At 73.0% G+C, this 23,614-nt stretch carries 27 protein-coding genes; 5 read left to right on the top strand and 22 right to left on the bottom strand.

Annotated features, from left to right (window positions below; all coding sequences use genetic code 11):
- Positions 1–94: 94 nt before the first annotated feature.
- The 4 genes from D1350_RS24720 to D1350_RS06730 all read left to right on the top strand — a co-directional run bounded on the left by D1350_RS24720 (position 95) and on the right by D1350_RS06730 (position 3,802).
- Positions 95–1,537, top strand: a complete 1,443-nt coding sequence (locus D1350_RS24720; protein ID WP_125775190.1) for a GH12 family glycosyl hydrolase domain-containing protein — start codon at positions 95–97, stop codon at positions 1,535–1,537.
- A 91-nt stretch (positions 1,538–1,628) separates the two neighbouring features.
- Positions 1,629–2,456, top strand: a complete 828-nt coding sequence (locus tag D1350_RS06740; protein ID WP_125775188.1) for an SDR family oxidoreductase — start codon at positions 1,629–1,631, stop codon at positions 2,454–2,456.
- A gap of 89 nt (positions 2,457–2,545) precedes the next feature.
- Positions 2,546–3,379, top strand: coding sequence for a hypothetical protein (locus D1350_RS06735; RefSeq protein WP_206074447.1), 834 nt, complete (start codon positions 2,546–2,548; stop codon positions 3,377–3,379).
- Between the two features lie 57 nt (positions 3,380–3,436).
- Positions 3,437–3,802: a MerR family transcriptional regulator gene (locus tag D1350_RS06730; protein WP_125775186.1), complete on the top strand. Its 366-nt coding sequence runs from the start codon at positions 3,437–3,439 to the stop codon at positions 3,800–3,802.
- 91 nt (positions 3,803–3,893) lie between these two features.
- Here the strand turns inward: D1350_RS06730 and D1350_RS06725 are convergent, their stop codons facing one another.
- From D1350_RS06725 to D1350_RS06690, 8 genes are all read right to left on the bottom strand, one after another.
- Positions 3,894–4,436, bottom strand: a complete 543-nt coding sequence (locus tag D1350_RS06725) for a DivIVA domain-containing protein (RefSeq protein ID WP_125775184.1) — start codon at positions 4,434–4,436, stop codon at positions 3,894–3,896.
- 5 nt (positions 4,437–4,441) lie between these two features.
- Positions 4,442–5,596 carry a dual-specificity RNA methyltransferase RlmN gene (rlmN, locus tag D1350_RS06720; protein WP_125775182.1) on the bottom strand — a complete coding sequence of 385 codons (1,155 nt, stop codon included), beginning with the start codon at positions 5,594–5,596 and terminating at the stop codon, positions 4,442–4,444.
- Between the two features lies 1 nt (position 5,597).
- Positions 5,598–6,467 (bottom strand): phosphatidate cytidylyltransferase, encoded by an 870-nt coding sequence (locus D1350_RS06715; protein ID WP_125775180.1) that lies wholly within the window; start codon positions 6,465–6,467, stop codon positions 5,598–5,600.
- 50 nt (positions 6,468–6,517) lie between these two features.
- The gene (gene frr, locus D1350_RS06710) at positions 6,518–7,075 is read right to left on the bottom strand and encodes a ribosome recycling factor (protein WP_125775178.1); all 558 of its coding nucleotides are present in this window, start codon (positions 7,073–7,075) and stop codon (positions 6,518–6,520) included.
- A gap of 64 nt (positions 7,076–7,139) precedes the next feature.
- Positions 7,140–7,901 carry a UMP kinase gene (gene pyrH, locus D1350_RS06705; RefSeq protein ID WP_170180912.1) on the bottom strand — a complete coding sequence of 254 codons (762 nt, stop codon included), beginning with the start codon at positions 7,899–7,901 and terminating at the stop codon, positions 7,140–7,142.
- Positions 7,902–8,191: 290 nt separating this feature from the next.
- Complete coding sequence (gene tsf / locus D1350_RS06700; protein ID WP_125775176.1) at positions 8,192–9,031, bottom strand: translation elongation factor Ts; 840 nt, start codon at positions 9,029–9,031, stop codon at positions 8,192–8,194.
- A 92-nt stretch (positions 9,032–9,123) separates the two neighbouring features.
- Complete coding sequence (gene rpsB, locus D1350_RS06695; protein ID WP_125775174.1) at positions 9,124–10,104, bottom strand: 30S ribosomal protein S2; 981 nt, start codon at positions 10,102–10,104, stop codon at positions 9,124–9,126.
- Between the two features lie 301 nt (positions 10,105–10,405).
- Entirely contained in the window at positions 10,406–11,047 is a 642-nt protein-coding gene (locus tag D1350_RS06690) for a YoaK family protein (RefSeq protein ID WP_125775396.1), read from the bottom strand.
- Positions 11,048–11,253: 206 nt separating this feature from the next.
- Between D1350_RS06690 and D1350_RS06685 the strand changes: the two genes are divergently transcribed.
- Positions 11,254–11,883, top strand: a complete 630-nt coding sequence (locus tag D1350_RS06685) for a peptidoglycan DD-metalloendopeptidase family protein (RefSeq protein ID WP_164545054.1) — start codon at positions 11,254–11,256, stop codon at positions 11,881–11,883.
- A gap of 13 nt (positions 11,884–11,896) precedes the next feature.
- On the opposite strand, the gene D1350_RS06680 is transcribed toward D1350_RS06685, so the two are convergent.
- The 14 genes from D1350_RS06680 to D1350_RS06615 all read right to left on the bottom strand — a co-directional run bounded on the left by D1350_RS06680 (position 11,897) and on the right by D1350_RS06615 (position 23,612).
- On the bottom strand, positions 11,897–12,850 hold the full coding sequence (locus D1350_RS06680; RefSeq protein WP_240643928.1) for a tyrosine recombinase XerC: 954 nt from the start codon (positions 12,848–12,850) through the stop codon (positions 11,897–11,899).
- Between the two features lie 63 nt (positions 12,851–12,913).
- The gene (gene dprA / locus D1350_RS06675) at positions 12,914–14,368 is read right to left on the bottom strand and encodes a DNA-processing protein DprA (RefSeq protein ID WP_125775170.1); all 1,455 of its coding nucleotides are present in this window, start codon (positions 14,366–14,368) and stop codon (positions 12,914–12,916) included.
- Positions 14,361–15,893 (bottom strand): YifB family Mg chelatase-like AAA ATPase, encoded by a 1,533-nt coding sequence (locus tag D1350_RS06670; RefSeq protein WP_125775168.1) that lies wholly within the window; start codon positions 15,891–15,893, stop codon positions 14,361–14,363. The genes dprA and D1350_RS06670 overlap by 8 nt, the downstream gene beginning before the upstream one ends.
- Positions 15,894–16,280 (bottom strand): YraN family protein, encoded by a 387-nt coding sequence (locus D1350_RS06665; RefSeq protein ID WP_125775166.1) that lies wholly within the window; start codon positions 16,278–16,280, stop codon positions 15,894–15,896. It lies immediately after the preceding gene.
- Between the two features lie 182 nt (positions 16,281–16,462).
- On the bottom strand, positions 16,463–16,762 hold the full coding sequence (locus D1350_RS06660) for a DUF2469 domain-containing protein (RefSeq protein ID WP_020016858.1): 300 nt from the start codon (positions 16,760–16,762) through the stop codon (positions 16,463–16,465).
- Positions 16,759–17,694, bottom strand: coding sequence for a ribonuclease HII (locus D1350_RS06655; protein WP_240643927.1), 936 nt, complete (start codon positions 17,692–17,694; stop codon positions 16,759–16,761). The genes D1350_RS06660 and D1350_RS06655 overlap by 4 nt, the downstream gene beginning before the upstream one ends.
- Complete coding sequence (lepB, locus tag D1350_RS06650; protein WP_240643926.1) at positions 17,691–18,491, bottom strand: signal peptidase I; 801 nt, start codon at positions 18,489–18,491, stop codon at positions 17,691–17,693. The genes D1350_RS06655 and lepB (D1350_RS06650) overlap by 4 nt, the downstream gene beginning before the upstream one ends.
- A 98-nt stretch (positions 18,492–18,589) precedes the next feature.
- Entirely contained in the window at positions 18,590–19,339 is a 750-nt protein-coding gene (gene lepB, locus D1350_RS06645; RefSeq protein ID WP_240643925.1) for a signal peptidase I, read from the bottom strand.
- A gap of 130 nt (positions 19,340–19,469) precedes the next feature.
- A complete protein-coding gene (gene rplS / locus D1350_RS06640; RefSeq protein WP_125775164.1) occupies positions 19,470–19,823 on the bottom strand; it encodes a 50S ribosomal protein L19 in 354 nt (117 codons plus the stop codon).
- Positions 19,824–20,087: 264 nt separating this feature from the next.
- Positions 20,088–20,909, bottom strand: a complete 822-nt coding sequence (gene trmD / locus D1350_RS06635; RefSeq protein WP_125775162.1) for a tRNA (guanosine(37)-N1)-methyltransferase TrmD — start codon at positions 20,907–20,909, stop codon at positions 20,088–20,090.
- A 1-nt stretch (position 20,910) separates the two neighbouring features.
- Positions 20,911–21,495, bottom strand: a complete 585-nt coding sequence (rimM, locus tag D1350_RS06630) for a ribosome maturation factor RimM (RefSeq protein ID WP_125775160.1) — start codon at positions 21,493–21,495, stop codon at positions 20,911–20,913.
- Between the two features lie 73 nt (positions 21,496–21,568).
- On the bottom strand, positions 21,569–21,808 hold the full coding sequence (locus tag D1350_RS06625; RefSeq protein WP_125775158.1) for an RNA-binding protein: 240 nt from the start codon (positions 21,806–21,808) through the stop codon (positions 21,569–21,571).
- A complete protein-coding gene (gene rpsP / locus D1350_RS06620; RefSeq protein ID WP_125775156.1) occupies positions 21,808–22,227 on the bottom strand; it encodes a 30S ribosomal protein S16 in 420 nt (139 codons plus the stop codon). The genes D1350_RS06625 and rpsP overlap by 1 nt, the downstream gene beginning before the upstream one ends.
- A 272-nt stretch (positions 22,228–22,499) precedes the next feature.
- The gene (locus tag D1350_RS06615) at positions 22,500–23,612 is read right to left on the bottom strand and encodes an amidohydrolase family protein (protein WP_125775154.1); all 1,113 of its coding nucleotides are present in this window, start codon (positions 23,610–23,612) and stop codon (positions 22,500–22,502) included.
- Positions 23,613–23,614: the final 2 nt, after the last annotated feature.

Genomic DNA, 23,614 nt, shown 5'->3' with positions numbered 1-23,614 from the left:
TAATCGATTCTTCCCCCTGACCCGGCCGCACCACCCGGCCTACCTTCGTCGACGGAGCCCCCCGGCTCCCCTCCCGTCCGCACGAAGGAGTGCCATGACCCCGACTACCCTCCACAGACGCCGGCCCGCCCGGCTCGTCACCGCCTTCGCCGCCGCTCTCGCCACGCTCGCCGCCGCCTTCGCCGCGGCAGTGGTGACGGCGGCCCCCGCGAGCGCCGCCACGATCTGCGAGCAGTACGGCACCGTCGTCGCCGGCAACTACGTGATCCAGAACAACCGCTGGGGCACCACCGCCACGCAGTGCATCAACACGACGTCGAGCGGCTTCTCGATCACGCAGCAGGACGGCGTGGGCAGCACGTCGGGAGCGCCGGTCTCGTACCCGTCGATCTTCCTGGGCTGCCACTACTCGAACTGCAGCCCGGGCTCGCCGCTGCCGAAGCAGATCAGCACGATCGGCACGGCGCCGAGCAGCATCAGCTACACGTACCCGGGCAGCGGGACGTACAACGCGTCGTACGACATCTGGCTCAACGCCGACACGAACGTCTCCGGCGTGCAGGACACCGAGATCATGATCTGGTTCAACAAGCAGGGGTCGATCCAGCCGATCGGCTCGCGCACCGGCTCGACGTCGATCGCCGGCCGCACGTGGGAGGTCTGGACGGGCAACAACGGTGGCAACAACGTGGTGTCCTACATCTCCGGCTCCCCGATCGGCTCCCTGTCCTTCGACGTCATGGACTTCGTGGACGACACCCTCACCCGCGGCTCGCAGTACGGGAACGCGAGCTGGTACCTCACGAGCGTGCAGGCGGGCTTCGAGCCGTGGATCGGCGGGGTCGGCCTCACGGTGAACTCGTTCTCGGCGTCGGTCACCTCCGGCGGCGGCGGCAACCCGAGCCCCACGCCCACGTCGCCGCCCGTGACTCCTACCTCCGTGGCTGTCACCGGCACGACGACGTCGTCCGTGTCGCTCTCCTGGGCCTCCGCGCTCCACGCGACCAGCTACCAGGTCGAGCGCGCGGTGAACAACTCGGTGACGTTCACGCGCGTCGGCACGCCGAGCGGCACCACCTTCACCGACTCGGGCCTGACCGCCGGCACGCAGTACTTCTACCGGGTCCGGGCCGTCAACAACGTCGGCACCTCGCCGTACTCGACAGTCGTCTCGGCCACCACAGGATCTGACGGCGGCGGCGGGGGCGGTGGGGGCGGGACCACCGTCTGCACCACCACGATCGCCGCGGGGAGCACGTGGACCGGCGGCTACACCGTCAACGTCACGGTGAAGAACACCAGCACCATGACGGTCCTCGCCTGGCGCTCGTCGGTCACGCTCCCGTCGGGTCACTCGCACGTCAACTCGTGGCCGGGCACCTCGACGGTGAGCGGCCAGACCGTCACCCAGGCGAGCCAGTCGTGGAACGCCACCCTGGCCCCGGGCCAGAGCGTGACGTGGGGCATGCAGGCCTCGCGCCCCTCGTCTGCGACCTCGCTGCCGACCTCCGGGTCGTGCGTGGTGGCCGTCCCGTAGCCCTCGTCCTCCACGGGAGGCCGTCCGGCGTGCTGGGGCGCGCCGGACGGCCTTCCGCAGTTCTGCGACGGTGCGGCGGACCCTGGGTGCCATGGACACCGACTCCCCCGCCCGCACGGGCACCTCCCGCCCCGCTGCCATCGTCACCGGCTCCGAGTCCGGCATCGGCCGAGCCACCGTCGTCGCCCTCGCCGAGGCCGGGTTCGACGTGGGTCTCTGCTGGTACGCCGACGAGTCCAAGGCCCAGGACACGGCACGCGAGGCGCGAGGGCACGGCGCCCGCACGGAGCTGCGCCGGCTCGACGTCACGGACACGGCGGCCGTCCCTGCCGTCGTCGACGACCTGGCGTCGACCTTCGGCCGGGTCGACGCCCTGGCCAACGTGGCCGGGACCGGCTCGTCGGCGCCGCTCCTCGACCTGGACCTCGCCGAGTGGCGCTCCGTGATCGCGACCGACCTCGACGGGCCGTTCCTCCTCCTGCAGGCCGCCGCGCGGCACATGGTGGCCGGCGGCCGCGGGGGCAGGATCGTGAACGTCACGAGCGTGCACGAGCACCAGCCGCGCGTCGGCTCGGCCGCGTACTGCGCCGCCAAGGCGGGTCTGGGGCTGCTCACGCAGGTCGCCGCGCTCGAGCTGGGCGAGCACGGCATCACGGTCAACGCCGTCGCCCCGGGCGAGATCGCGACCGCCATGACCGGCCAGGAGGACGAGGACCCCGAGCAGGTCCGGCGCCCCGGGGTCCCGCTCGGCCGGCCGGGGCACGCCCGCGAGGTGGCAGCCGTCATCGCGTTCCTCTGCAGCCCCGCCGCGGCCTACGTCACCGGCGCCTCGTGGGCCGTCGACGGGGGCATGCTCCGGATGGGCCCCATGGCCGGTTCCCACCTGACGAGCGACGACTGGCGTCGTCCGCAGACGTGATGCTCTGACGTCAGGCGGCGACACGCCGCCTGGCCAGCCAAGACGTCAACCTTCGACACGGGTGAAATATCCGTTCGTACCGTCAGAGGATGACATCTACGCACGCTCGCGAACACCGTCGTTCACGCAGCCTGCCCGCGGTCGTGGCCGCGGCGGTCGCCTTTGCGGTCACCTCGACGGTGGCGCCGCCCGCGGCCGCCGACGGCGAGGATCCCGTGGGCGTCCTCGCCGCTCCACCGACCTACCGCGTCTACGGGACGCGCGAAGGGCTGGTCGGCGGCACCACGGCGAACGGCCACGTGATCACGGATCGCGACCACTTCGCCGCGCTGCCGTCGCGCCGGGCGCTGTCGCCGAAGGGCTCCGGACCGTACACGGTGCGGGTCTGCGCCCCGAGCACGAGCCGCTGCGCCTACGCCCCCGTCTGGGACGTAGGCCCGTGGAACACGACCGACGACTACTGGAACGCCTCCCGGCAGAGCTGGACCGACCTGCCGCAGGGACGCCCCCAGGCGCAGGCCGCCTACCAGCACGGCTACAACGGCGGCAAGGACCAGTTCGGACGCACGGTCCTCAACCCCGCGGGCATCGACCTCGCCGACGGGACCTTCTGGGACGCGCTGCGGCTCACGGACAACGCCTGGGTGGACGTCACGTACCTCTGGTCCGGCTCCGGGCCGCGGGGCGTCGTCCGGACGGGCGGCGGGCCGCTCACCGTCCGCTCCGGGCCGGGCACGGGATACTCCGCTGTGGGCCAGGCGGGCCAGTACTCGACGGTGGTGGTCGAGTGCACCGCCCGTGGTACCTGGATCGACGGGTACCTGGGCTCCACCAACCTCTGGAACAGGATCGGCCCGGGCCACTGGGTCTCGGACGCGTACCTCAGCACCGGCACGGGCAACCCCGTCGCGGCAGCCTGCTGACGTCGCCGCGCGCCAACCCTAGACTCTGACACGAGTGTCAAAGTCTGGAGGGGCGGCATGAAGATCGGCGAGGTGGCCCGGCGTGCGGGAGTGACCCCACGCCTCGTGCGCTACTACGAGCAGCAAGGCCTCCTGGAGGCGTCCCGCGAGAGCAACGGGTACCGCAGCTACGACGAGGAGCACGTGGAGCGCGTGCAGCGGGTCGCGAGCCTGATCCGCTCCGGCGTGCCGACCCGCCTGATCAAGGTCCTGCTCGACGCCGAGGCGGCACCGCCCGACGAGGCGTGCCCCCGTGCCGTGGCCGAGCTCCTGGCCGCCGAGCTGGCCGGCCTCGACGACCGCATCGCGTGCCTCAGCAGGAGCCGCGACACGATCCGGGACTACCTCGCCCGCACGGAGGTCCTGGCGGACTCGGCCCCCTGAGAGCGCAGGGGTTCCCGATCCTCGGGGTACGACGCCGGGGCCTCACCCTCCGTACGGAAGGCGAGGCCCCGGCGTCGGGCACCCTGGGGCGTCACTCGACGCCGAGCAGGACCTCCACCGCGCGGCTGAAGAACGCGTCGACCGGGGCCTCCGCGTAACCGTCCGCGCCCTTGGCGCGACCGAAGGTGGCCGACCGCACCTCGCCGGCCGTCAGCGGCTCCTGGCGGTCGAAGTACGCCACGAGACGGTCGCACAGGTCGTCGACGTCGTCCTTGTCGTACCCCTGCTGGCCTGCGGCGGCCGGGGCGAACTTGTCGCCGTCCGGCCGGCCGAGGCGCCCGTACAGCGTGCGGGCACGCTCCGCCAGGGCGTTCATCCACGCCTGCTGGCCGTGGGCGGCGACGTACTCGGCGCGCTGACGCTGGATGAACGCCGCCTCGAGCCGGTCGAGCGCCGCGTCGACCTCGTGCGTGTTGTACCCACCGCGTACCAGGTCGAACGTGGAGGCCTGGATGTCGGCGCTCGTCAGACGCTCGGCCGTGCGGCCCTCGTACGCCTGCCGGGCGTGCTCGAAGAAGTCGTCGACCTCTTCCTTGTCATAGCCCGTGCGCACCTTCGAAACGGTGTTGAACATGCCGCTCACTCGTCGTCGTCCTCCTCGGCCGCCAGCTGCCCGCACGCGCCGTCGATGTCGCTGCCGCGGGTGTCACGGATCGTCGTCGGGATCCCGTGCCCGCGCAATCGTGCCACAAACTCGTCTTCGACCGGACGCTCGCTGGCGGTCCAGATCGAGCCCGGCGTCGGGTTGAGGGGGATCGGGTTCACGTGCACCCAGCCGCGGCCCCGCGCATTGAGCTTGGTCCCCAGCAGGTCAGCCCGCCAGGCATGATCGTTCATGTCCTTGATGAGGGCGTACTCGATGGACACGCGACGACCGGTCACCTCGTAGTAGTGGCGCGCGGCGTCGAGCGTCTCGTCGACCGACCAGCGGGTGTTGATCGGCACCAGCTCGCTGCGCAGGTCGTCGTCCGGGGCGTGCAGGGACAGCGCGAGCGTCACCGGGATGCCCTCGTCGGCCAGCTTCCGCATGGCGGGGACCAGACCCACCGTGGACACGGTGATGTTGCGGGCGCTCATGCCGAGGCCCTCCGGCTGCGGCGCGACGAGCGTGCGCACCGTCTCCATGACGGCCTTGTAGTTGGCCATCGGCTCGCCCATCCCCATGAACACGAGGTTGTTGAGCCGGGCCGGACCACCCGGGATCTCACCCGCGGCGAGCGAGCGGAACGCCGACCGCACCTGCTCCACGATCTCCGCGGTCGACAGGTTGCGGGTCAGGCCCAGCTGGCCGGTGGCGCAGAACGGGCACGCCATGCCGCAGCCTGCCTGGCTGGACACGCAGAGCGTGGTGCGGTTCGGGTAGCGCATGAGCACCGACTCGACCTTGGCGTCGTCGAACAGGTGCCAGAGGGTCTTGACGGTGGTGCCGCCATCCGCCTCGAGCGTCCGAGTCGCCCGGAGCAGGGGCGGGAACAGCGTCTCGGCGAGAGCCTCGCGGCTCGAGGCCGGGAGGTCCGTCATGAGGGCGGGGTCACTCGTGAAGTGCATGAAGTAGTGCGTGGCGAGCTGCTTGGCCCGGAAGGGCTTCTCCCCCGCGGCGACGACGGACGCCACCCGCTCCTCCGGCGTGAGGTCGGCGAAGTGGCGCGGCGGCTTGCCGCGCCGGCGAGGCGCCATCTGGAGCGGGAGGGGCGCCGTCTGGTCGGACGGGCGCACCACGGGTCGGGTTGTCATGTCAGGCCACCACCGAGAGCACGAGATAGACGAAGGGCGCGGTCAGCAGGAGAGAGTCCAGCCGGTCGAGGACACCACCGTGCCCGGGCAGGAGCGTGCCCATGTCCTTCAAGTCTAGGTCGCGCTTCAGCAGCGACTCCGCGAGATCGCCGATGGTGGCGGTCACAGCGCTCAGGACACCGAGCGCCACGCCTACCCAGGGGCTCTCATTCAACCCGTACACCGCGCCGACGACACCAACCGCCGTGGCCAGCGCCACAGAGCCACCGAGGCCCTCCCAGGTCTTCTTCGGGCTGACCGTGGGCGCGAGCGGGTGCCGGCCGAAGAGCACGCCGGCGATGTACCCACCGGTGTCGCCCGCCACCGCGAGCATGACGAACAGCGCCACGCGGATCTCGCCGTCCGGCTGCGACAGCATCAGCACCACGAAACCCGCCATGAACGGCAGGTAGGCCGCCGCGAACACCGCCGCGGCGGCGTCACGGACGGCGCCTGTGCCCGACCCGTCCAGCGCACGCCACACCACGGACGCCGCGACCGTCAGCACGAAGGCGACCAGCAGGGCCTCCGGACCCGCCTCGGGGCCGGAGAAGTACGCCGACACCTCCATGCCCGCCGCGCCGATCATGAGCGGCAGCATGGGGAGCCGCACGCCCCGCCGGGCGAACGCCTGCCGGAGCTCCCACAGCGCCGCCCACAGGGCGATCACCACGAACGCCACGAACGGCTCGGGACGGAAGTACAGCGACGCCCCCACGATCCCGAGCAGGCCGAGGCCTACCGCGATCGCGGCGGGAAGGTTCCGGCCCGCACGGGAGGCGCGCGGTTCGGCGGGTGTCGCACCTGTGGCGGCATCCGGTTCTGGAGTCATGGTGTCGGCTGGCGCGCGGCTCGGCGTCTGACGATTGGCGACGGTGGCCATCAGACCTCGAGCAGCTCGCTCTCCTTGGCCGCGAGCAGCTGGTCGATCGCGTCGACGTGGCTCTTGGTGAGCGACTCCAGCTCCTTCTCGGCGCGCCCCACCTCGTCCTCGCCCGCCTCGCCGTCCTTGACGATGCGGTCGAGCTCTTCCTTGGCCTTGCGGCGGACGTTGCGGACGCTGACGCGCGCCTCCTCGGCCTTGGTCTTGGCGAGCTTCACGTAGTCGCGACGGCGCTCCTCTGTGAGGGAGGGCAGCACCACGCGGATGGCAACGCCGTCGTTGCCCGGGTTGACACCCAGGTCCGAGTCGCGGAGGGCCTTCTCGATGCCCGACATCGAACCCTTGTCGAACGGCACGATGAGCACCGTGCGCGCGTCGGGGATGTTGAAGGAGGCGAGCTGCTGCAGCGGCGTGGGCGCACCGTAGTAGTCGACCGTGAGCTTGCTGAACATCCCGGCGTTCGCGCGGCCGGTACGGATGCCCGCGAAGTCCTCCTTGGCGACCTCGATCGCCCTGTCCATCTTCTCCTCGGCTTCGAGAAGGGTCTCGTCGATCACCGGTGCTCCTGTCCTAGTACGTGTCGTGCGGGGGTCACAATACGGAAGTCTGCCAGTCGGACCGTCAGACGGCGGTGAGCAGCGTGCCGATCTGGTCTCCGAGCAGCGCTCGGGTCACGTTCCCCTGCTCCTCCAGGCCGAACACGCGCATCGCCACGTCGTTGTCGCGGCACAGCGCCATCGCCGTGTCGTCCATGACGCCGAGGCGTCCCACGAGGGCCTCCGTGTAGGTCAGCCGGTCGAGCTTGCGGGCCGACGGGTCCTTGCGCGGGTCGGCCGTGTACACGCCGTCCACGCCGTTCTTGCCCATGAGAACCTCTTCGCAGTGCACCTCCAGCGCGCGCTGCACGGAGACGGTGTCCGTCGAGAAGTACGGCATGCCGGCGCCGGCGCCGAAGATGACGACGCGGCCCTTCTCGAGGTGGCGGATCGCCCGCAGCGGGATGTACGGCTCCGCGACCTGGCCCATCGTGATGGCGGTCTGCACCCGCGTCTTGACGCCGGCCTGCTCCAGGAAGTCCTGCAGCGCCAGGCAGTTCATCACCGTGCCCAGCATGCCCATGTAGTCGGCGCGGGCGCGGTCCATGCCGGCCTGCGACAGCTCGGCGCCGCGGAAGAAGTTGCCGCCGCCCACGACGATCGCTACCTGAACGCCCTCCCGGACTGCCGCGGCGATCTCCTTGGCCACGCGGCGCACCACGTCGGCGTCAAGGCCTACGCTCCCGCCGCCGAAGGTCTCGCCCGACAGCTTCAGGAGCACCCTGCGTGCAGGCCGCCCCAGGTCGTCCACCGCGTGTGTCCCGTTCGTCGCTACCTCGTCGCTCACTGCTGCGTCACCCTTCGTCCCGTCGTCCACACCATCCGGCCAGGGCTCACGTTCTTCCCCGGCATCTTGCCCGACGGACGGTCCTCCCGCCTGGGCGGACCGCCACCTCCCGCACCGGCCACCAGGGTGGACGACGCCGTAGGTCACCTTCCGTACGCGAGGCAGGCTCCGGCGTCGGGCGGCCGGGGCGGACGAGGCCGCGCGCACACGTATCTCCCAGGTTGTGCACCTGTGTCGATACGCGGGGGCCCGGCACGCGCGAGCGCGCGTGCCGGGCCACCAGTGCTATTTCAGGAGCCGACGCGGAAGCGGACGAACGCCGACAGCGTGCCGTTGACCCCGGCGACGTGCTTGGCGACCGTGGTCTTCGGGTCCTTGGCCAGGGGCTGCTCCAGGAGGACGACCTCCTTGAAGAAGCCACCCAGGCGGCCCTCGATGATCTTCGGCAGCGCGGCCTCGGGCTTGCCCTCGTTGCGCGAGGTCTCCTCGGCGATCTCGCGCTCCTTGGCGACGATGTCCGCGGGGACCTCCTCGCGCGCGAGGTACTTCGGGGCCATCGCGGCGACGTGCTGCGCGACGTCCTTGGCCACGGCCTCGCCGGCCTCGTCGGTCACGACGAGAACACCGATGGTCGGGGGCAGGTCCTTGGCCGTCTTGTGCAGGTACGTCGTGACCTTCGGGCCCTCGACGCGGGCGACGCGGCGCAGGACGATCTTCTCGCCCATGGTCGCGCCCTGGGTGGCGATCAGGTCGGCGACGGTCCCGTCGGCGGCCGGCGCGGCGAGCGCGGAGTCCGTGTCGGTCGCACCGGCAGCGGCGACGGCCTTGAGGACCGAGTCGGCCAGCGCGATGAACTTGTCGTTCTTCGCGACAAAGTCGGTCTCCGAGTTGAGCTCGATCATCGTGGCGGCCTGACCGGAGGCGGTCTCGGCGACCTCGACGGCCACGAGGCCCTCGGAGGTGGTGTTGCCCTCGCGCTTGGCGGCGCGGGCAAGACCCTTGGTGCGGATGATCGCTACGGCCTTCTCGGCGTCGCCGTCGGCCTCGTCCAGGGCCTTCTTGACGTCGAGCATGCCGGCGCCGGTGCGCTCGCGCAGGGCCTTGATGTCAGCGGCGGTGTAGTTCGCCATGGTTCTGGTCCTCCGTGCTGGTTGCTTGGTACGTGGGAGCGGTGCGCGCGGGCCGGGTCACCCGTGAGGGTGTACCCGGCCCGCGCGTGCCGTCACTCGGACTCGGGCGCAGCGGTCTTCTCGGCCGGGGCCTCGACGGCCTCGGTCTCGACGACCTCGGCGGCGGGGGCCTCGACGGCCTCCGTGGCCTCGGCGGCGGGAGCCTCGACGGCCTCCGCGGCGGGAGCCTCAGCGACCTCAGCCTCGGCGACGGGGGCCTCGACGGCCTCCGTGGCGGCGGCCTCGGCCGGGGCCGCGGTCGTGTCACCGGCGAGGAGCTCGCGCTCCCACTCGGCCAGCGGCTCCGCCTCGGGGGTGGCCTCGGCGCCGGTCGCCTTGCCGGAGTGGCGCTGCATGAGGCCCTCGGCGGCGGCGTCGGCGATCACGCGGGTGAGCAGCGTGACGGAGCGGATCGCGTCGTCGTTGCCCGGGATCGCGTAGTCGACCATGTCGGGGTCGCAGTTGGTGTCGAGGATCGCGACCACCGGGATGTTCAGCTTGCGCGCCTCGTCGACAGCGAGGTGCTCCTTGTTCGTGTCGACGATCCACACGGCCGAGGGAACCTTGGCCATGTCGCGGATGCCGCCGAGCGTGCGAGCGAGCTTGTCCTTCTCGCGGCGCAGCACCAGGAGCTCCTTCTTCGTGAGGCCGGAGGCGGCCACGTCGTCGAAGTCGATCTCCTCGAGCTCCTTGAGGCGCTGGAGACGCTTGTGCACGGTGGTGAAGTTGGTGAGCATGCCGCCCAGCCAGCGGTGGTTCACGTACGGCATGCCGACGCGGGCGGCCTGCTCGGCCACGGGCTCCTGCGCCTGCTTCTTGGTGCCGACGAAGAGGATGCTGCCGCCGTGGGCGACGGTCTCCTTGACGAACTCGTACGCGCTGTCGATGTAGGACAGCGACTGCTGGAGGTCGACGATGTAGATGCCGTTGCGCTCCGTGAAGATGAACCGCTTCATCTTCGGGTTCCAACGACGGGTCTGGTGTCCGAAGTGGACACCGCTCTCGAGGAGCTGACGCATGGTCACGACGGCCATGGCACTTCCTTCCGGCGCGGTCCGGGATCCTCCCAGGCCCCGCGCACAGTCAGGCGACTCGGGCCGGGGCCCGGGTCGCGATCTCGGTTGACGGCACCCGGACGGGTGCCCCTGGCGTCACCCCGTGCCTGGCACCGGAGACCCGAGGGCCGCCGGACCGCTGCCGGAGCGGGAGAGCGTGACGCGCGACGTCGGCCGGTCGCGCGGGTCCCCCGAAAGATCGAGGGAGAGAGCGCACGCCGGTCGCGGGTTGAAGTCTACCCGAACCGGGTAGCACCGCCGGACCGCCTGCGTTGTGCCCTCACCGGTGGTGCAGCACGTGGCCGGTGACCGTCACGACGAGGCTGAGGACACCCGCCACAAGCATGCCGAGGCCGATGCCCGCGTCCCCGCCGACGGCCAGGAGCAGGGCCCCGACAGCGGCGCCCAGGAGGATCAGGGCCACCGCGAGCAGGCGGCGCGGCCAGCTCGCCCCGGAACCGCCGGCGAGGCGGGAGTCGGCAGCGAGGCCCGTGAGCGTGGAGGTGACCACCACGGTGGTCACGTCCTTGACCGCGAGCCGACGCGCGGCCGCAGCCTGGATACCCATCGCGAGCGCCAGCACCCCTGTGACGACGAAAGCCCACACGGTGCCCTCCGTGGGTGTACTCACGAGCGCGCCCACTCCGAGCCCCGTCGCGAGCACGCCGGTCAGGCCGAAGGCGACGGTCGAGGCCCGCACCCAGTCGGCGGGGCCGCTGTTGACCAGCCGGCCACCCACGATCGCACCGAGGAAGAAGCCGCCGAGGGCGAGGGCCGGGCCGAGGACCGGCAGGTCGTCACCGCCCGCCAGCGCCATCCCGAGGATGACGACGTTGCCGGTCATGTTGGCGGTGAACACCCGGTCGAGGCCCAGGAAGCCGACCGCGTCCACGATCCCCGTGGTGAACGTCAGGACGAGCATGAGGACGAGCTGGATCGTCGCGGGGGCGGGGCGGGGCGCGGAGGTCACCGCGACATGATGTCATCCGCGCCGGCCGGGGCGCGGCATGCCGGCTCGACGGCGGACCGCGCACGCGAGGCCGACCACACTGCGCGGTCCGGGCGGCTCGTGCACAGCGGGCCGCCGCGACCGGGCGGCGCACGGCCGGGTACGGGAACGTCGTCGGCATGACCCAGGTCCTCCGCCGCCGCGTCGCGGCCCTCGCCGTCCTGCTGCTCGTCGTGCTCCTGACGCCCGCCCCGGCGGCGGCGCGGAGCGAACCGTCCGGACGAACGGAGCCTGGCGCACGGGCCGAGCCGGCCGCGCGGGCCGCGGCCGCACGGGCCGAGCCGGCCGCGCGGGCCGAGCCGGCGGAGACCGGCTACGTGTCCCCCGTGCCCGGCGTCGACCCGCCGGACGGCCTGGTGCGGGGGTTCGACCCGCCGGCGGAGCGGTGGAGCGCGGGCCATCGCGGAGTCGACCTCCTGTCGGCACCCGGCGCGTCGGTCGTCTCGCCCGGCCCGGGGATCGTCACGTTCGCCGGCCAGGTCGCGGGCCGGGGCGTGCTCGTGGTGACGCACCCGGACGGCCTCCGGTCGAGCCTCGAGCCGGTGGTCCCCGTCGTGGCGGTGGGCGACGTCGTGGCTGCCGGGACGCCCGTCGGCGTGGTCGAGGGCGGTGGTTTCGTCGGCGGACCCGGGACGAGCCACTGCGCACCGGCGACCTGCGTGCACTGGGGCGTGCGACAGGGCGAGCGCTATCTCGACCCGCTGACACTCCTCGACCGCCCGGTCATCGTGCTGCTGCCGACAGGCTGACGGGCGGGCGCCCTCAGGCGCGTGGGAAGGCCTGGGCGTAGACGCGCTGGAGGCGGTCCGCGTCCACGTGGGTGTACCGCTGCGTCGTGGCGAGGTTGGCGTGCCCGAGCACCTCCTGCACCGCACGCAGGTCCGAGCCGCCCTGGAGCAGGTGCGTGGCGGCCGAGTGGCGCAGCGCGTGCGGTGCCACGTCCTCGACGCCGGCCAGCGCCGCGAGCCGGTGCACCGCGTCGCGCACCTGTCGCTGCCCCCAGCGCCCGCCGCGCTCGCCGATCAGCAGCGCCTGCCCGCTCATGCCGGAGACGAGCGCCGGCCTGCCCACCGTCAGCCACGCGTCGACGGCTCGCGCGGCAGGGAGCCCGAAGGGGACCACCCGTTCCTTGCCACCCTTGCCCAGGACCCGGACGAGGCGTTCGCGGGCGTCGACGTCGCCGACGTCCACCGAGACCAGCTCGCCCACGCGGATCCCCGCTCCATAGAGGAGCTCGGCGGCGGCCCAGGCGCGCAACGCCGAGGGCCGGGTCACGTCGTCGGCCTCGGCGGCGGCCTCCCGGGCGGTGTCGAGGAGCCGTGCGGCCTCGTCGACCGCGAGGACCGTCGGCAGGGTGCGCGGCACCTTCGGGCTGGCGAGGCGGGCCGACGGGTCGGTCGCCACCAGGCCGGTCCGGTGCGCCCAGCGCAGGAACGCCCGGGCGGACGCCCCACGCCGGGCGAGCGTCGCCCGGGCAAGGCCTCGTTCCGACTGGGCACCGAGCCAGCCGCGCAGGACGGCGAGGTCGAGGCCGTCGAGCCCACCGCAGCCGTGGCGCACCCCGTACCGCAGGAGGTCCGTCACGTCGGCCACGTACGCGCGACGCGTGTGCACCGAGTGACCGCGCTGTGTGTCCAGGTGCACGGCAAAGCGCCTGACGGCGTCGGCCAGCTCCGCCGGGAGACGCGGCACACCGGACGACTGGGAATGGTCCACGTCGGCCAGTCTGCCTCGCCGCCCTGTCGTGCCCGGTCAGGGCAGCCCGGCGTGTCCTTCATGTCAGGATCTCCGCAACCTCCAGCTGCCGTCCTGGTTCTCCGCCAGCCCGCGGAGCTCCAGGATCCCGAGCGCGCCGAGCGTCTCCATGACCGACAGCCCCGCCACCCTCGCCACAGCCTCCGCGGCGGCGGCCTGGCGTACCGGGAGGGCGTCGAGGACCGCGCGCCCCGCCGGGTCCAGGTCGTCTCCCGGCCGGGTCTCACCCTGGCGCTCGGGAGCGGCGTCCACCCCGGCGTGCCCGGCCAGCTCGGCCGCCTCGGCGGCGTCCGTGACGCACACCGCCGCACCCTGGCGCAGCAGCTCGTGACACCCCGCGGACGCCATCGACGTCACCGGTCCCGGTACCACGCCCAGTGGCCGGAAGAGACGCGTGGCGTGGTTCGCCGTGGACAGCGCACCGGACCGCACCGACGCCTCGACCACGATCGTCGCGCCGGTCACCGCGGCGATCAGCCGGTTCCGCTTGAGGAACCGCTGCTTGCCGGGGACGGAGCCGGGCGGCACCTCGCTGACGACCGCCCCTTCCTCGGTCGTGCGGCGCAAGAGGTCGGAGTTGCCTGCCGGGTAGAGCCGGTCGACACCGCCCGCGAGGAAGGCCACCGTCGGTCCGCCCGCTGCGAGCGCACCGTGGTGCACGGCGGTGTCCACGCCGTAGGCGCCGCCCGACACCACGGTGAAACCGCGGTGGGTCAGCCCTGCGGCGAGCCGCCCGCCCACATGGGCGCCGTAGTCCGTGCAGGCACGGGACCCCACCACGGCGACCGAGCGGGCGACGAGCGCGCCGAGGTCGGCGCTCCCCCGCACCCACAGCGCGAACGGGGAGATGGCTCCGAGGTCGTCGAGGCCCGCCGGCCACCGCGGGTCGCCCGGGACCAGGAGCGTCCCGTCGTAGCGCGCGAGGACCTTCAGGTCGCCCTCCGGATCGAGCCCGGGAAGGCGCCCGGACCAACGGCGCACCCCGGCGAGAAGCCGGCCGACGGCGTCCGGGGTGACAACCGCCGCGGGCTCGACGGCCGTGGCGGCAGCCAGGCCTGCTCCGCCGGTGGGCACCGGGCCCCTGCCGCCAGCCGCCGGCCCGCCGGCGGGCACCGGCAGGATCCGGCCGGGCAGGTCGGCCGCGTGCGCGGGACGACCCGGGGACGACGCCCGGGCAAGGATCCGCCGGAGCGTCGCCTCCGCCCGTCCTGGCGCGCGGACGGCCTCGAGGACCCACTCCAGCGCGTCGACCGCTCCCAGGTGCTGAACGAGGGCGCCCGCCGCCTCGTCGCCCGGCTCAGCGAGCCGGCTCCAGGCAGCGGCAGCGAGCGCCGGGTCGGTCGCGTCGAACCGCAGCCGTACCTCGCTCCTGCCGCCCTGCCGGACACCACCAGGGCCCGTCCGGACCGGTCCCCGGGTCGGGACGCTCCCCCAGCCACCGGCTTCGTCCGGCAACGTGTCGAACAACGTGTCAGCCATGGTGCTCCCTCGTCCGCAGACCGACGGCGCGGCCCACATCGTCTACCGTCGGCACGTCACGTCCGCCGAGGTCTGCCAGGGTCCAGGCGACCCGCAGCACCCGGTCGGCCCCCCGGAGGCTGAGCGTGCCCTTCTCGAGCGCGTCGTCGATCACACGCAGCACGTCCGCCCGCGCACCGAGCAGGTCGCGCAGCCACCCGCCCGACGCCTCCGCGTTGGTGACCCACTGGGTACCCGCGAGACGGGCGCGCGCCGCCTCGCGCGCGCCGACCACCCGCGCCGCCACCACCGCGGACGGCTCACCTGGGCCGGCCGCCCGCGCCTCGCGGGTGACCGGGTTCACCGTCAGCTGGAGGTCCACACGGTCGAGCAGCGGGCCTGACAGACGGGCGAAGTACCGGCGCCGGGCGTGGGCGCTGCACGTGCAGCCGATCCCCTTGCCGGACCCGTGCCCGCACGGGCAGGGGTTCGCGGTCAGCACCATCTGGAACCGTGCCGGGTACCGTGCGGCGCCCCCGGAACGATGGATGACCAGCTCCCCGTGCTCGATCGGCTGGCGGAGGGTGTCGAGCACCCTCGCATTGAACTCCGGCGCCTCGTCGAGCATCAGTACGCCCCGGTGCGCCCGGGACGCCGCACCCGGGCGCGGCACGCCCGACCCGCCGCCCACCACGGCGGGTGCCGTCGCGGTGTGGTGCGGGTCCTCGTACGGCGGGCGCCGGATCAGCCCGTGCCCGGGGTCGAACGTCCCCGCGATCGAGTGCACGGCCGTCACCTCGACGGCCTCCCTGTCGGTCAGGTCCGGCAGGATCCCGGGGAGCCGGGCGCCGAGCATCGTCTTGCCCGCACCCGGCGGCCCGACGAGCAGGAGGTGGTGCCCGCCTGCGGCCGCGATCTCCAGGGCGGACCGGGCGTGTTCCTGGCCGAGCACGTCGGCCAGGTCGCCCGCCCCGCGGGGAGCCCGCGGGGGCCGGAGCCGCAGCACGGGCTCGACGTCACGCACCAGGTCCGCCGGACCGCCGTGCAGCGCGACGACCTCGCCCAGGCTCGCCGCGCCCGACACCCGGGCGCCGGGCACGAGCCGAGCCTCGTCGACGTCGCCGGCGGCGACCACCACGTCCCGGTAGCCCGCGGCGACTGCAGCGGCCACGGCGGGCAGCACGCCGCGCACGGGCTGGAGGCGACCGTCGAGGCCGAGCTCACCGAGGTGGATCGTCCGCTCGAGACCGCTCGACGGGATCTCGCCGGCGCCCGCGAGGATCGCCACCGCGACGGCGAGGTCGTAGCCGCTGCCCTGCTTGCGCAGCGACGCGGGCGAGAGGTTCACGGTGATCTTCTTGACCGGCCAGCAGAGCCCGGTCGACGTCACGGCTGCCTTGACCCGGTCGCGGGACTCGCTCAGCGCCGTGTCGGGGAGCCCCACGAGGGTGAACCCCGGTACGGAGGCGGCGAGGTGCGCCTGGACCTCGACCACGTGGCCGGCGAGGCCCACGAGCGAGACCGCGAGCGTGGTGGCGACACCCACTCAGACCACCCCCTCGAGGTGCTCCACGACGGCCGCGCCCGCCCGGGGCAGGGTCACGGCCACCACGTCGATCCGGACCCCGGCGAAGTGCACGGGCACGTCGGCACCGTCGGCGCAGCGCAGCCGGTGGTGGCTCAGGTACTGGCCGGCGAGCACTCTCAGGCGTGCCAGCTTGCGGGCGGTCACCCCCTCGGCCGGATGACCGAACCCGGTGCCCGACCGCGTCTTGACCTCGATCACGACCAGCAGGTCGCCGTCGATCGCGACGAGATCGAGCTCGCCGCCCTTGCCCCGCCAGTTCCGGTCGAGCACCGGCCAGCCGCGAGCAGCCACATGCCTGGCCGCCACCGCCTCGCCGTACTTCCCGACGCCGTCCTTTGCGCGCATCGTCCACCTCCGTGACCACCATGGGTCAACCGGAGGGTGCGCCGGGGCCGCCCGCGGGGCGGCTGTGCACGGACCGGGCAGAAGGGTGGGTGTGGTCGGGCTCGGAGGGGCCCGGACCCGTCACGACGACAGGTCGAGCCCTTCCGCGAGCTCGCCCGCGAGGGGCCGACCGTGGCCCCGGCTCAGAGCGCGAGCTCTGCCTTGGCCAGCTCCTCGACGTTGACGTCCTTGAACGTCACGACGCGCACGGACTTCACGAACCGGGCGGACCGGTACACGTCCCACACCCAGGCGTCGCCGAGCCGCAGCTCGAAGTACACCTCGCCCGCCGCGGACCGCACCTGCAGGTCCACCTGGTTGGCGAGGTAGAAGCGACGCTCGGTCTCGACCACGTACGCGAACAGGCCCACCACGTCGCGGTACTCGCGATAGAGGGCGAGCTCCATCTCGGTCTCGTAGTTCTCCAGGTCTTCGGCGCTCACGTCGCTATCATCCCATCGGCACGCAAACCGTCGTCCTCGAACGGCCCGGCCGGATCGAGGTCCAGGCCGGGGACCAGGCCGAGCTCCAGACCCCGTTCCAGGACGAGCCCACCGGGCACGCCCACGCCGGGCAGGTTCCACGAGCGGCGGTGCAGCGGCGTGGTGCCGTGCTCCCTCAGCGCCTCGAGGTGGGCGGGCGCGCTGTAGCCCTTGTTCTGGTCCCAGGCGAAGGCCGGGTGCTCCGCGGCCAGTCGCGTGAGGATGCCGTCACGCTCGACCTTGGCGAGCACGCTCGCCGCCGCCACGGAGGCGCAGCGCAGGTCCGCCTTCACGAGGGTGCTGACCCTCGGGTCCGGCCACGGGCCCATCGCCGTGGGCACGTGGTCCGCCACCTCGAAGCCGGGCTCGCCGCCCGGGCCGTCGAGGGAGGCCGCCTCGAATAGATCTGCGACCGGGGTCGTCAGCCAGTCGTGGGAGCCGTCGAGGAGCACCATGTCGACCGGCCCGGCAAGCTCGCGCACCTGGGCGAGCGCGCGGCGCCCGGCCAGGCGCAGGGCGCCGATGATGCCGTGCTCGTCGATCTCCGACGCCTCGGCGTGCCCGACCGCGTACGCCACGGCCCAGCGGCGGAGCGCCGGCACGAGCTGCTCACGGGCGGACGGGGTGAGGAGCTTCGAGTCCGTGAGGCCCTTCGGCGCGGTACGCGTGGCGGCGTCGACCACCACCACCCCGACGCTCACCGGGCCGGCCAGCGCACCCCGGCCCACCTCGTCCATACCCGCCACCAGGCGGGCTCCGGAGGCGAGGAGAGACCGCTCCTGGCGGAGCGTCGGCGCCTTGCGCGGGGCGGCCGCGCTGCGGGGGACGGCTGCACTGCGGGGGGCGGCCGCACTGCGGGTCCGCGGGGCGGCGTCGGGCACGACCTGCGTCACAGCGCCGCGTCCTCCCTGCGGGCCATGGCCGTCCCGGTGGCGCCCGCGTCGGGGACGTCCACGTAGACGTCCTCGGGGTTGTTGTGCCAAGTGGCCCGGTCGAACGGCCAGACCGTGGCGAAGGCGACCCCGACCACGTTCTCGACGGGGACGAACCCGCCGCCCTCCTTGCTGCCGTTGTAGCGGGAGTCCTTCGAGTTCTGGCGGTTGTCGCCCATCACCCAGAGCATCCCGTCGGGCACCGTCTGGTCGAACGGGTCCTGGCTGGGGGACGAACCGGGGGCGATGTACTCGGTCTCGTCGATGGGTGCGCCGTTGATGCTCACGCGCCCCTCGGCGTCGCAGCACACGACCTGGTCACCGGGCAGCCCCACGACCCGCTTGATCAGGTGCTCGCCCGTGTCCTGCGGCAGCAGGCCGACGAACGTCAGCCCGGTCGTGATCGCGTTGCCCGCCGGCCCACGGTCGGGGGCGACGTACGGCGGCAGCCAGCCGCCCGGGTCCTTGAACACGACGATGTCGCCGTGCCGCAGGTCGAACGGCCCCGGCGTCAGCCGCGACACCATCACCCGGTCGCCCTCGACCAGGGTCTGCTCCATCGACGCGCTGGGGATGAAGAACGCCTGCACCAGGAACGACTTGATCAGCCACGACAGCACCAGCGCGCTCACCACGATGATGGCCGCCTCGCGCAGCATCGCCAGGGTGCCCGAACGCGGCTCCCGCTCACGGCGCCGGCCGCGGCCGGCCGCGGGCTGCTCCGAGGGAACGGCACCCCAAGGATCTACGTCGGTCAAGGGGTTCCCATCGGTCGGAGCGGTGTTCGCCGTACGGTCGGAGTTCATCACGCACCCACTCTTCCACCTCGGTGGGTACGCAGCGAAACGACCCTACGTCACGGCGCGGCGTCCTCCCGACGCGCCGCGGCGGCCGCGGCGCCTGCGGCCGGGACGTCCACGAACACGTCCTCGGGGTTGGTGTGCCAGGTGGCCCGGTCGAACGGCCACACCGTCGTGAAGGCGGCCCCGACCACGTTCTCCACCGGCACGAAGGCACCGCCCGGGCTCTGCCCGTTGTACCGGGAGTCCTTGGAGCCCTGGCGGTTGTCGCCCATCACCCACAGCATCCCGTCGGGCACGGTCTCGTCGAACGGGTCCTGGCTCGGCCGCGAGCCGGGGGCGATGTACGCCGTCTCGTCGACCGGCACGCCGTTGACGCTCACCCGCCCGTCGGCGTCGCAGCACACGACCTGGTCGCCCGGCAGGCCGACGACCCGCTTGATCAGGTGGTCCCCCGAGTCCTGGGGCAGCAGGCCGACGAACGTGAGGCCGTCCGTCACCGCATCACCCACCGCGCCGCGGTCCACAGGAAGGGGCGGCTCGAGCCAGCCGCCCGGGTCGACGAACACCACGATGTCGCCGTGCCGCAGCTCGAACGGCCCCGGCGTCAGCTTCGACACCATGACCCTGTCGCCCTCGACCAGCGTCTGTGCCATCGACGGGCTCGGGATGAAGAACGCCTGCACCAGGAACGACTTGATCAGCCACGACAGCACCAGCGCGCTCACCACGATGATCGCCACCTCACGCAGCATCGCCAGGGGGCCGGTACGCGTCTCCCGTTCACGGGTGTCAGAGCTCGTCACACCCCCACTCTTCCATCTCGGTGCGGTTCGCCACGAATGTCCCCCACCCGGGGTCAGGCCGGGGCACGACGACGCCCGGCCGTCCCCGAAGGGGCGGCCGGGCGTCGGGCACAGCCGGGTGCGACCGGGGTCAGCGCACGGTGTCGCGCTTCTCCTTGATCTTCGCCTTCTTGCCGCGCAGCGCGCGCAGGTAGTACAGCTTGGCGCGGCGGACGTCACCGCGCGTCATGACCTCGACAGAGTCGATCGTGGGGGCGTGCATCGGGAAGGTGCGCTCCACGCCGACGCCGAAGCTGACCTTGCGGACCGTGAAGGTCTCGCCGATGCCACCACCGTGGATACGGATGACGACGCCCTGGAACGCCTGGATGCGGGAGCGGTTGCCCTCGACGACCTTGACGTTGACCTTCAGGGTGTCGCCCGCGCGGAAGTCCGGGATATCGCTGCGCAGCGAGGCTGCGTTGACCATGTCGAGCGTCTGCATTGTTCTCTCCGGGCCTGCCACAGGTCAGGCACGATCTCGTGGGCCGTCTCACGGGGAGCGGACCGGTGCTGTCAGAAGAAGTGCGGTACGTCGTGTGCGCGGTCGGGGCGGTCCTGGCCTGCAGGCTCCGCCCGGTCGTCCCCTGTGGCAGAGACCTGACCGGCGACGCACCGACGCACCATTCTGCCACAGTGCGGGCGCCGCGCCTGCCCGCGGTCGTTGTGACGCACGACGTGGCGCCCGCCCCGACACGGCGTGGCGGCGTCAGCGACGCACCAGCCGCCCGTCCTCGACCACCCAGCCCAGCTCGCGGAGCTGCGCCAGGTCGTGCTTGTCGAGCGCCGTGACGTCGAGCGCCGCGACCATGTCGGGACGTCGCTCCGCCGTGCGCTCCAGGGCGCGGTCGCGCCGCCAGCGCTCGATCCGGGCGTGGTGCCCCGACAGCAGCACCTCGGGGATCTCGAGCCCGGCCCACGCCGGAGGCTTGGTGTAGACGGGGTACTCGAGCAGCCCGGCCGCACCGTGCGACTCCTCGACCAGCGACGCGGGGTTGCCCACCATCCCGGGGATCAGCCGCGCCACGGCCTCGATCATCACGAGCGCCGCGACCTCACCGCCGTTGAGCACGTAGTCGCCGATCGACAGCTCGCTCACGGCCACGCCTGCCGCACGGTAGTGCTCGGCGACGCGCGCGTCGATCCCCTCGTACCGCCCGCAGGCCACCACCAGGTGGTCCTCCGTGGCGAGGGCCTCGGCGTGGCGCTGCGTGAACACCTCGCCCGACGGCGTCGGGACGATCAGGTGCGCGCCGCCCGGGGCCGGCTCACCGCCCGGGGCGACCGCGGCGTCGTCGGGCGCGGCGGACAGGATGCTGTCCAGCGCCGTGCCCCACACGTCCGGGCGCATGACCATGCCCGCGCCGCCCCCGAACGGGGTGTCGTCGACGGTGCGGTGCCGGTCGGTGGTCCAGTCACGCAGGTCGTGCACCCGCAGGTCCAGCAGGCCCGACTGGCGGGCCTTGCCCACCAGGGACAGGTCGAGCGCCGCGAGGTAGCCGGGAAAGATCGAGACGACGTCGACGCGCACGTCAGTCCTCGTCCGGCTCGCCGTCGGCGGGCGCAGGCCCCGGCGAGGGCGAGGGCTCCGGGTGGTCGATGATCGCGTTCTCCGCGTCCCGGGCCAGCAGGCCTCCGGGCGGGTCGAGGACGACCCGGCCGCCGGCGACGTCGACCACGGGCACCATCGCCCGGACGAAGGGCACGAGCGTGCGCTCGCCGCCGGTCTCCTTGATCAGCAGCGCGTCGTGCGCGGGCATGTGCTCGAGCGCCACGACGGTGCCCACCACCGTCCCGTCCGTCAGCTCCGCGCGCAGCCCCGCGAGCTCGTGCGGGTACCAGGCGTCCTCCTCGTCGGAGGCGTCAGCCTCGATGACGAGCTCCACGCCGCGCAGGGCCTCGGCCGCCTCGCGGCCCACGACCTCGGCGAACGTGACGAGCCAGCGGCCCTGGTGCACGCGTGTGCGGGTCACCGTGAGCGGCCCGGCACCGGGAGGTTCGGTCGCCAGGACCTCCCCCACCGCCAGGCGGGTCTCGGGGTCGTCCGTGCGCAGGTCCAGGGCGATCTCGCCCTTGAGACCGTGCGGCTTGCCCACGCGGGCCACGGTGAGCTGCATGTCTCTCCTCGGTGAGCGAGCGAGGCCCGGTCCGTCGCGGACCGGGCCTCGCCTCAGTGTGTGTCGCCTCGGCTCAGCGCCGGTCGACGTCCACGACGTCGATCCGCACGGGGCCGTCCGTCGCCAGCGCACCGACGACGGTGCGCAGAGCACGTGCCGTCCGACCACCTCGGCCGATGACTCGGCCCAGGTCCTCGGGGTGCACGCGGACCTCGAGCAGGTCTCCCCTGCGCAGCGTCTTGCCGGCCACCCGGACGTCGTCCGGGTGGTCGACGATGCCGCGCACCAGGTGCTCGAGGGCGTCCGCGAGCATCAGGCCTCGTCGCCCTCGGCGGCCGGCTGCTCGGCGGGAGCAGCAGCAGCCTTCTCGGCAGCCCTGGCCTTGACCTTCTCGGCCTCGAGCGCGACGGCCTCGACGGCGGACGCCGTGTCGACCTTCTCGCCCTTGACGCGCAGGGTGCCCTCGGCGCCCGGCAGGCCCTTGAACTTCTGCCAGTCACCGGTGATCTTGAGGAGGTTCAGCACCTGCTCGGTGGGCTGCGCGCCGACACCGAGCCAGTACTGGGCGCGCTCCGAGGTGATCTCGATGAACGAGGGCTCCTCAGTGGGGTGGTACTTGCCGATCTCCTCGATCACGCGGCCGTCGCGCTTGGTGCGCGAGTCGGCGACGACGATGCGGTAGTACGGCGCGCGGATCTTGCCGAGGCGCTTGAGACGAATCTTGGTGGCCACTTGGGTGGTCTCTCCTGGTTCTTGGTTTGGCGACCCGCACACCAGGCCCGTGGGGTTGGGCAGGTGGATGGGGTCAGGACACGGCGAACGCAGGAGAGAGGGGCCTGGGCACGCCGAGTACCCGGCTATTGTGCCAGACGCCCCGACGCCCCACCAACCAGTGATACCTCACACCGGGAGGCAACCGGTCCCGGGCCGCCGGAACGGTGCGAAGACGCGAGGACGCGAGGAACGAGCGCCCGCAGCGGCTGAGCCCGGCGGCTCCGGAGCGACTAGTCGTAGACCTCGCCGCGGAGCACCACGGCGCTCGGGTGCCGCAGGACGCCGATGTCCTCGCGCGGGTCCGCCGGGTACACCACGAAGTCGGCCGACGACCCCTCGACCACTCCCCCGAACCCGAGGTAGTCCCGCGCCCGCCACGACGCCATCGCGACCACGTCCGCGGCCGGGATCCCGGCTGCGACCAGCTCGGCGCACTCGTCGGCGACGCGGCCGTGCGCGATGGTGCCGCCGGCGTCCGTGCCCACGAGGAGCGGGACGCCGGCGTCGAACAGGTTCCGGACGTGCTCGTGGCGGCGGGCGTGCATGCGCCGCATCCGCGCCGCGTACCGGGGGTACTTGCCCTCGGCCTGCGCGGCGATCGCCTCGAACTGGTCCACCTGGAGCAGGGTGGGCGTCACGGGCACGCCCGCGGCGGCGGCCTGGGCCATGTGCTCCGCGGTCATGCCGGTGCCGTGCTCGATGCAGTCCACCCCGGCGGCGAGCAGCCCGGGGATCGTCTCCTCCGCGAACGCGTGCACCGTGACCCGGGCGGCCTCGGCGTGCGCCACCGCCACCGCCTCGGCCAGCACGTCGTCCGGCCACAGCGGCCGCAGGTCGCCGTCCGCCCCGAGGGACCGGTCGATCCAGTCGCCCACGAGCTTGACCCAGCCGTCGCCCCGGCGAGCCTGCTCCCGCACGGCGGCGGGAAGCTGCGACGGGTCCTCCAGCTCGAGGCCGTAGTTCCGCAGGTAGCGCTTGGGCAGGGCCAGGTGCGCCCCGGCGCGCAAGAGGTGCGGCAGGTCGCCGCGCTGCTGGACCCAGCCGGTGTCTGCGGGCGAGCCCGCGTCGCGCACGAGGAGCACGCCGGAGTCCCGGTCGGCCTCGGCCTGCTTCTGGGCGACCTCGGGCCCGACGGCGCCGTCGGCGTCGAGCCCGATGTGGCAGTGGACGTCCACGAGGCCGGGGAGCACCCAGCCGTCGAGCACGCGCATGTAGGTGCCCTGGGCAGACGGCCGGGTGAGGCTCACCCTGCCCTCGCGGACCCAGAGCTCACCCACCTCACGGTCGTCGCCCAGCAGGATGTGGCCGCGGACATGCACGGACGGACCTTCGAGCGCGGACAATG

The sequence above is a fragment of the Antribacter gilvus genome, assembly GCF_003946865.1.
Classification (GTDB): Bacteria; Actinomycetota; Actinomycetes; order Actinomycetales; family Cellulomonadaceae; genus Antribacter; species Antribacter gilvus.
The sequence above is the reverse complement of the archived record's forward strand: the minus strand, read 5'-3'. Positions and strand labels throughout refer to the sequence as shown.

Coding starts and splice junctions, on each gene's coding strand:
- D1350_RS06725 (WP_125775184.1), bottom strand. CDS start 4,436: ATGTTCAACACCGTTTCGAAGGTGCGCACGGGCTATGACAAGGAAGAG.
- D1350_RS24720 (WP_125775190.1), top strand. CDS start 95: ATGACCCCGACTACCCTCCACAGACGCCGGCCCGCCCGGCTCGTCACC.
- D1350_RS06690 (WP_125775396.1), bottom strand. CDS start 11,047: ATGCTCGTCCTGACGTTCACCACGGGGATCGTGGACGCGGTCGGCTTC.
- rimM (WP_125775160.1), bottom strand. CDS start 21,495: ATGCAGCTCACCGTGGCCCGCGTGGGCAAGCCGCACGGTCTCAAGGGC.
- D1350_RS06740 (WP_125775188.1), top strand. CDS start 1,629: ATGGACACCGACTCCCCCGCCCGCACGGGCACCTCCCGCCCCGCTGCC.
- dprA (WP_125775170.1), bottom strand. CDS start 14,368: ATGGCTGACACGTTGTTCGACACGTTGCCGGACGAAGCCGGTGGCTGG.
- tsf (WP_125775176.1), bottom strand. CDS start 9,031: ATGGCGAACTACACCGCCGCTGACATCAAGGCCCTGCGCGAGCGCACC.
- rplS (WP_125775164.1), bottom strand. CDS start 19,823: ATGCAGACGCTCGACATGGTCAACGCAGCCTCGCTGCGCAGCGATATC.
- D1350_RS06715 (WP_125775180.1), bottom strand. CDS start 6,467: ATGACTCCAGAACCGGATGCCGCCACAGGTGCGACACCCGCCGAACCG.
- rpsB (WP_125775174.1), bottom strand. CDS start 10,104: ATGGCCGTCGTGACCATGCGTCAGCTCCTCGAGAGCGGTGTCCACTTC.
- rlmN (WP_125775182.1), bottom strand. CDS start 5,596: ATGACAACCCGACCCGTGGTGCGCCCGTCCGACCAGACGGCGCCCCTC.
- D1350_RS06735 (WP_206074447.1), top strand. CDS start 2,546: ATGACATCTACGCACGCTCGCGAACACCGTCGTTCACGCAGCCTGCCC.
- D1350_RS06625 (WP_125775158.1), bottom strand. CDS start 21,808: ATGCTCGCGGACGCCCTCGAGCACCTGGTGCGCGGCATCGTCGACCAC.
- D1350_RS06685 (WP_164545054.1), top strand. CDS start 11,254: ATGACCCAGGTCCTCCGCCGCCGCGTCGCGGCCCTCGCCGTCCTGCTG.
- D1350_RS06730 (WP_125775186.1), top strand. CDS start 3,437: ATGAAGATCGGCGAGGTGGCCCGGCGTGCGGGAGTGACCCCACGCCTC.
- D1350_RS06665 (WP_125775166.1), bottom strand. CDS start 16,280: ATGCGCGCAAAGGACGGCGTCGGGAAGTACGGCGAGGCGGTGGCGGCC.